A 6,844-nucleotide genomic window follows, 5' to 3' on the forward strand; every position below is an offset into this window, starting at 1 on the left:
GGACGTCCAAGTCAATGTAAATTTCCCTGTCGCCGCCCCAGGTGGGCGGGGTGGCATCTGTCTTGCTTCCGCCTTGCTAAAGAAGTTGAGAATGGGATAGGGTATCTCCGAGCCCCGGCTGTATCCTGTTCAGGGACGAATCTAAGGGAGATTATGGGCCAGTATTTTCTGCGTCGGTTGCTGCTGCTGATCCCCACCTTTCTGGGCATCACCCTGGTGGTGTTCGCCGTTACCCGTTTCGTGCCCGGTGGTCCGGTGGAACGGATGCTGATGGAAAGCCAGCTGGCGGGCAGCGAGTTCAGCCAGAGCACCAGGGGCAGCCAGGTGCTGTCTTCCGAGCAAATCGATGAACTCAAGGCTTTTTACGGCCTCGACAAGCCTATGCTGGAAGCCTACCGGGACTGGCTGGGCAAGCTGGTGCGGCTGGATCTGGGTGAGTCGACCCGCTATTACCTGCCGGTGTGGGAGCTGATCAAGGAGCGGCTGCCGGTGTCCGCCTTTTTCGGCATCAGCACCTTCCTGCTCAGCTACCTGGTGTCCATCCCCCTCGGCATCCTCAAGGCGCTGCATCACAACAGCCGCTTCGACAGCATCAGCTCCATGCTGATCTATGCCGGCTACGCCCTGCCGGCCTATGTGGTGGGCATCTTTCTGCTCACCGTGTTCGCCTTCCAGCTCGGCTGGTTTCCCATGGGCGGCTTCGTGGGCGACGACTTCCACTACCTGGACGGTTTCTGGCCCAAGGCGCTCAACCTGTTCCATCATGCCCTGCTGCCGCTTATCGCCTACGCCATCGGCGACTTCGCGGTGCTGACCATGACCATGAAGAACAGCCTGATGGAAAACCTGTCCGCCGACTATGTGCGCACCGCCGTGGCCAAGGGGCTGCCCTTTCGCAAGGCGGTGACCCGCCACGCCCTGCGCAACAGCCTGATCCCCATCGCCAGCCATTTCGGCAACGTGATTTCGGTGTTCTTCGCCGGTTCCTTCCTTATCGAGGTGATCTTCAATATCGACGGCCTGGGCCTGCTCGGCTACGAAGCGGTGGTGGAGCGGGACTATCCGGTGGTGATGGGCATACTGGCCATTACCTCGCTGCTGATGCTGGTGGGCAATATACTGTCGGATATCTGTGTGGCGCTGGTGGATCCCAGGGTGCGTTTCGATGGCTAGCTTCTTCTCCGACCTGACCCTGAAAAAACTGCGGCGCTTTCGCAGCATCCGCCGCGGTTATTACGCCTTCTGCCTGTTTATGCTGATGGTGCTGCTGGCGCTGCTGGCCGAGCTGTGGGTCAACAACAGGGCGCTGCTGGTCAAATACGAGGGGCGGCTCTATTTCCCCACCTATGGCGCCGTTATCCCCGGCGACAGCTTCGGCCTCGGCTACCGGTACGAGACCGATTACCGGGAACTGAAGCGGCTTTTGGCCGAGCAGCCCGGCAACTGGGTGCTGCTGCCGCCGGTGCCCTGGAGCCCCTATGAACAGGATTACAGCGCGGGCAGCTTTCCGCCCAACGCCCCCAGCCTGGAGAGCCGGCACTTCCTCGGCACCGACAGTTCGGGGCGGGACATACTGGCGCGGCTGGTGTACGGCTTTCGTACCGCCGTGGGCTTCGCCTTTATCGCGCTCACCGCCAGCTACGCCATCGGCGTCATGCTGGGCTGCCTGATGGGCTTTGTCGGCGGCAAATTCGACCTCTTGTTCCAGCGTTTTATCGAGATCTGGTCCCAGGTGCCCTTCCTCTACGTGATCATGATACTGGTGTCCCTCACCCATCCCAACTTCATGCTGTTCGTGGCCATCAACGTGCTGTTCGGCTGGATGGGCATCACCTGGTACATGCGCACCCTCACCTACAAGGAGAAGGCCAGGGACTATGTGCTGGCGGCCCGGGCCCAGGGCGCGGGCACCTGGCGCATCATAGTGCACCACATACTGCCCAATACCCTGATGATGATAGTGACCCTGGCGCCCTTTACCGTGGTGGCCAATATTTCCTTGTTGACGGCACTCGACTACCTCGGCTTCGGCCTGGCGCCGCCCACCCCCAGCTGGGGCGAGTTGCTGCGCCAGGGGGTCAACAACCTGGACGCACCCTGGATAGTGGCATCAGTGGTGACGGCGGTGTCCCTGGTACTGATCACCGTCTCCTTTATCGGCGAGGCGATTCGTGAAGCTTTCGATCCCAAACATTTTTCCCGATACGAATAGGCAGGGAACGCGATGAAAAAATTGACTTCGATACTGACCTTCTGCTGTCTGGCCTTCGGCCTCTCGGCCGCCGAACTGCCCGCCGATCTCCAGTGGGAGACCAACGACGCGGATCCCATCTTCGCCTCGCCCGAGGCCAGGCGGGGCGGGGAGTTCAATATGATGATGCTGAGTTTCCCGCTCACCTTCCGCACCGTGGGGCCGGACTCCAATACCGCCTTCCGCTCCTTTATCCTGGAAAACCAGCTCGGGCTTTACGGCCTGCACCCGGATACCGAAAACCCCATACCGGCGCTGGCCACCCACTGGGCCTTCGGCGACGACGACAGGACCATGTACTTCCGGCTCAACCCCGAGGCCCGCTGGTCCGACGGGGTGCCGGTCACCGCCGACGATTTCCTGTTTGCCCTGGAGTTCATGCGCTCCGAGGTGATCCGTGCGCCCTGGTACAACAACTACTACACGGAAGAAATCGTCGACATCACCAAGTACGACGATCACACCATATCGGTGACCGCCGGCAGCCCCAAAAGCCGGCGCGAACTGCTCAATACCGTCGGCCTCACCCCCCAGCCCAGGCATTTCTATGAACTGAGCGGGGACTGGGTGCGCCGCTACAACTGGGAAGTGGTGCCGGTGACCGGCGCCTATGTGATAAGCGACGTGCGGCGGGGCCGATCCATTACCTTCAAGCGGCTGGACGACTGGTGGGGCAACGATCTCCGCTACTACCGGCACCGCTTCAACGTGGACGAGATCCGCCTGAGCGTGGTGCGGGATCTGAATATCGCCTACCGGCATTTTCTGCGGGGTGATGTGGACACCTTCGGCCTGATCCTGCCCGAGTGGTGGCACGACAAGACCGATACCCCCGAGTACCGCAATGGCCTTATCAATCGCATCTGGTTCTACAACGACATCCAGCAGGGACCCCAGGGGCTGCACCTCAACACCGCCCATCCACGGCTGCGGGACGTCCGGGTACGGGAGGGGATTGCCCATGCCATCAATATGCAGCGCATGCTGGATACCATACTGCGGGGTGACTACGAGCGCATGCACACCTTCGGCACCGGCTATGGCGACTTTATCGACGCCGATATCCGGGCCCGGGAATTCGATATCGAGCGGGCGCGGGCCCTGTTTGCCGAGGCCGGCTACGATCGCCAGGGCCCCGGCGGCATACTGATGAACGCGGCCAATGATCGCCTCAGCCTGGCGGTGACCTACACCACCCAGGAGCATACCGCCCGGCTGGCGATATTGCGGGAGGAGGCGCGCAAGGCGGGGCTGGATCTGCAGCTCAACCTGGTGGACGGCGCCACCGGCTTCAAGGCCATGCTGGAGAAGAAGCATGAGGCGGCCTGGCTGGGCTGGGGCGGCGGTGGCCTCTATCCCCAGTACTGGGAATTCTTCCATTCGGTCAACGCTGACAAGCCCCAGACCAACAACCTGTTCAATATCAGCGACGAACAGCTGGACGCCCTGATAGAGGAATACCGGATCACCATGGATCTGGACGCCAAGGCGGCCATTTCCCGCCGGATCCAGCAGCGGGTGCATGAGCTGGCCATCTTTATCCCCGGCTACCAGGTGCCCTATACCCGGGAGGCCTACTGGCGCTATGTGAAGTTGCCCGAAGCCAAGGGGACGTCCCAGTCGCCGTCCCTGTTCTGGCCGATGGAGGGCGCTCCCCACAGCACCGGCGGCCTGTTCTGGATCGACCAGGAACTCAAGGCCGAGATCAAGGCGGGCGGCAAGCGCTATGAGCCGGTGCTGGAGGTGGTGGAAACCTGGCGGCGCAAGGAGCCCTGATGACGCCCCTGCTCAAGGTCGACAATCTGGCGGTGAGCTTTACCACCGAAGCCGGCAGTTTCCGGGTGGTGGACGATGTGAGCTTTTCGGTGACGGCGGGTCAAACCCTGGGGCTGGTGGGGGAGTCCGGCTGCGGCAAGAGCGTGACCGCGCTGAGCCTGCTGGGGCTGCTGCCCAAGCCGGCCGGCCGGGTGGTTGGCGGGCGGGCCCTGTTCCAGGGGCAGGATCTGCTGGCGCTGTCGCCCGAGCAGCGCTATCGCATCCGCGGCAACAAGATAGCCATGATCTTCCAGGAGCCGATGACGGCGCTCAATCCGGTGCACAGCGTCGGCCGCCAACTGATGGAAGTCTACGAACTGCACCGGCCCGAACTTGGCAAGCGGGAGCGCAGGGCCCTGGCGGCGGAGATGCTGCGCCAGGTGGGGATCCCCGAGCCCGAAGCCCGGCTCGGATCCTACCCCCACCAGTTGTCCGGCGGCATGCGCCAGCGGGTGATGATCGCCATGGCCCTGGCCTGCGAGCCTGACCTGTTGATCTGCGACGAGCCCAGCACGGCCCTGGACGTGACCATACAGGCGCAGATCCTGCACCTGATCCGGGAGCTGCAGCAAAAGACCGGCATGGCGGTGATCTTCATCACCCACGACCTGGGTGTCGTGGCCCAGGTGTGCGACCAGGTTTTGGTGATGTACGCCGGGCGCAGCGCCGAGCAGGCCGGGGTGTTCGATATCTTCGAGCGCCCCCTGCATCCCTATACCCAGGGCCTGCTGTCCGCCATCCCCCGGCTGGAGCGGGCCAGCAAGACGATACTGCCGACCATCAAGGGCCAGGTACCCTCCATCGAGGAGCAGGTGGCCGGCTGCCGCTTCGCCAATCGCTGCCCCCATGCCACCGACCGCTGCCGGCGACAGCCGGAGGCGGAACTGGCGGTGGTCGGACACAGCGTCTGGTGCCATCACTGGCGGGAGTGGGGCTGATGAGCGTACTGCTGAAAGTCGAAAACCTGAAACAGCATTTTACCCTGGGCGGCGGCCTGCTGCGCCGGGGCAAGACCCTCTATGCGGTCGATGGGATCAGCTTCGAGCTGGATGCGGGCAAGACCTTGGGGCTGGTGGGCGAGTCCGGCTGCGGCAAGTCGACCCTGGCCCGGGCCGTGCTCAAGCTGCACGACCCCACCGCCGGCCGGATCCTGTTCGATGGGGAAGACATCACCGGCTATTCCAGGGCGCAGATGCGCCCCCTGCGGCGGCAGATGCAGCTGGTGTTCCAGGATCCCCAGGAGTCCCTCAATGCCCGCCACACCATCGGCACCATACTGCAGGAGCCCTTCGTCATCCACGGCCAGGGCTCGGCGGCAGAGCGGCGGCAATGGGCGGCGGAGCTGCTTGAGCGGGTGGGGTTGCCGGCGTCGGCACTGGAGCGCTATCCCCACGAGTTTTCCGGCGGCCAGCGCCAGCGCATCGGTATCGCCCGGGCCATGGCGCTCAAGCCCCGGTTGCTGGTATGCGACGAGGCGGTGTCGGCCCTGGATGTGTCGGTGCAGTCCCAGATCCTCAATCTCTTGCTATCACTGCAACAGGAGCTGGGGCTGGCCATGCTGTTCATCGCCCATGACCTGTCTGTGGTCAAGCATGTCTCGGACCGGATAGCGGTGATGTACCTGGGGCGCATCGTCGAACTGGCGGATGCCGAGACCCTTTATCGCACCCCCTTGCACCCCTATACCCGGGCGTTGCTGGCGGCCATTCCCGAACCGGATCCCCGCAAGCGCAAGGCGCCGCTGATGCTGAGCGGCGAGTTGCCGTCGCCGGCCAACCCGCCGTCCGGTTGCCATTTTCGCACCCGCTGCCCCTATGCCGGCGAGCGCTGTGCCCGGGAAGTGCCGGTGCTGGAAGGAGAGGGCCATCAGGTGGCCTGCCATTTCTACCGGGAGATAGCCAGCGGGCAACGCCGGCCTGACAAGGGCCAGGGCTGTGATACTATGCAGGCAGTTAAGGCATCTTGAAGGCAGGAATACCCAGTGGCTAAGGCAGCAATTTTTCTCGATCGAGACGGCGTCATCAACCAGGACACCGGCTATGTTTCCCATTCCGATGATTTCGTCTTTATCGACGGCGTTATCGATGCCCTCAAGCAGCTCAAAGACAAGGGCTACCTGCTGGTGGTGGTGACCAACCAGTCGGGGATCGCCCGAGGGCTCTTTACCGAAGACGATTTTATGCGCCTGACCGAATGGATGGACTGGTCGCTGGCGGACCGGGGCGTGGATCTGGATGGCATCTATTTCTGTCCCCATCACCCCACCGAGGGAAGCGGTCCCGATACCATGGTGTGCGACTGCCGCAAGCCGGCCCCGGGCATGTTCCTGGATGCGGCCAGGGAACTGAACATCGACATGACCGCCTCTTACATGGTGGGCGACAAGGTGTCGGACCTGAAGGCCGCCGAGGCGGCGGGGGTGGGGCACAGGATACTGGTGCGCACCGGCAAGGCGATCACCGCCGAGGGTGAAGCCATGGCCGAGGCGGTCTATCCCTCTTTGGTGGAATTTGCGCAAGAAGCCCCCAAACTGGCGTGAATCATAGCGTTTCGCTCGTTAACTGAGCGGTCGGCTGTTTTCTTTAAAAAAAGCCCTTGCGCAAAAAGCGCGGCTCCCTATAATGCGCCCTCACTGACACGGCGGAACACGCCGGCGGTCACAAGCGGAAAAACTTCGGTTTTGAGGCTTGACGAATCAAACGGACGGCGTAGAATACGCAGCCCTGACCCGATAACGGTCAACGCTCTTTAACAACTTATCAAGCAAACTGTGTGGGC

The 6,844-nt window shown here is 62.7% G+C and carries 6 protein-coding genes; all 6 read left to right on the forward strand.

Annotation, left to right across the window (positions count from 1 at the left end):
* Positions 1 to 153 precede the first annotated feature (153 nt).
* Genes AN401_RS01555 through gmhB form a run of 6 tightly spaced genes read left to right on the forward strand, consistent with a single transcriptional unit; the run spans position 154 to position 6,605 of the window.
* Positions 154 to 1,173, forward strand: coding sequence for an ABC transporter permease subunit (locus tag AN401_RS01555; RefSeq protein WP_094040324.1), 1,020 nt, complete (start codon positions 154 to 156; stop codon positions 1,171 to 1,173).
* Positions 1,166 to 2,212, forward strand: a complete 1,047-nt coding sequence (locus tag AN401_RS01560; RefSeq protein WP_094040323.1) for an ABC transporter permease — start codon at positions 1,166 to 1,168, stop codon at positions 2,210 to 2,212. The genes AN401_RS01555 and AN401_RS01560 overlap by 8 nt, the downstream gene beginning before the upstream one ends.
* Before the next feature lie 12 nt (positions 2,213 to 2,224).
* Positions 2,225 to 4,027 carry an extracellular solute-binding protein gene (locus AN401_RS01565; protein ID WP_096778362.1) on the forward strand — a complete coding sequence of 601 codons (1,803 nt, stop codon included), beginning with the start codon at positions 2,225 to 2,227 and terminating at the stop codon, positions 4,025 to 4,027.
* Positions 4,027 to 5,004, forward strand: a complete 978-nt coding sequence (locus AN401_RS01570) for an ABC transporter ATP-binding protein (protein WP_096778363.1) — start codon at positions 4,027 to 4,029, stop codon at positions 5,002 to 5,004. Before AN401_RS01565 ends, AN401_RS01570 begins: the two co-directional genes overlap by 1 nt.
* Positions 5,004 to 6,032, forward strand: a complete 1,029-nt coding sequence (locus AN401_RS01575; protein ID WP_094040320.1) for an ABC transporter ATP-binding protein — start codon at positions 5,004 to 5,006, stop codon at positions 6,030 to 6,032. The genes AN401_RS01570 and AN401_RS01575 overlap by 1 nt, the downstream gene beginning before the upstream one ends.
* A gap of 15 nt (positions 6,033 to 6,047) precedes the next feature.
* Positions 6,048 to 6,605 carry a D-glycero-beta-D-manno-heptose 1,7-bisphosphate 7-phosphatase gene (gene gmhB / locus AN401_RS01580; RefSeq protein ID WP_096778364.1) on the forward strand — a complete coding sequence of 186 codons (558 nt, stop codon included), beginning with the start codon at positions 6,048 to 6,050 and terminating at the stop codon, positions 6,603 to 6,605.
* Positions 6,606 to 6,844: the final 239 nt, after the last annotated feature.

The sequence above is a fragment of the Zobellella denitrificans genome, from assembly GCF_002407485.1.
Classification (GTDB): Bacteria; Pseudomonadota; Gammaproteobacteria; order Enterobacterales; family Aeromonadaceae; genus Oceanimonas; species Oceanimonas denitrificans.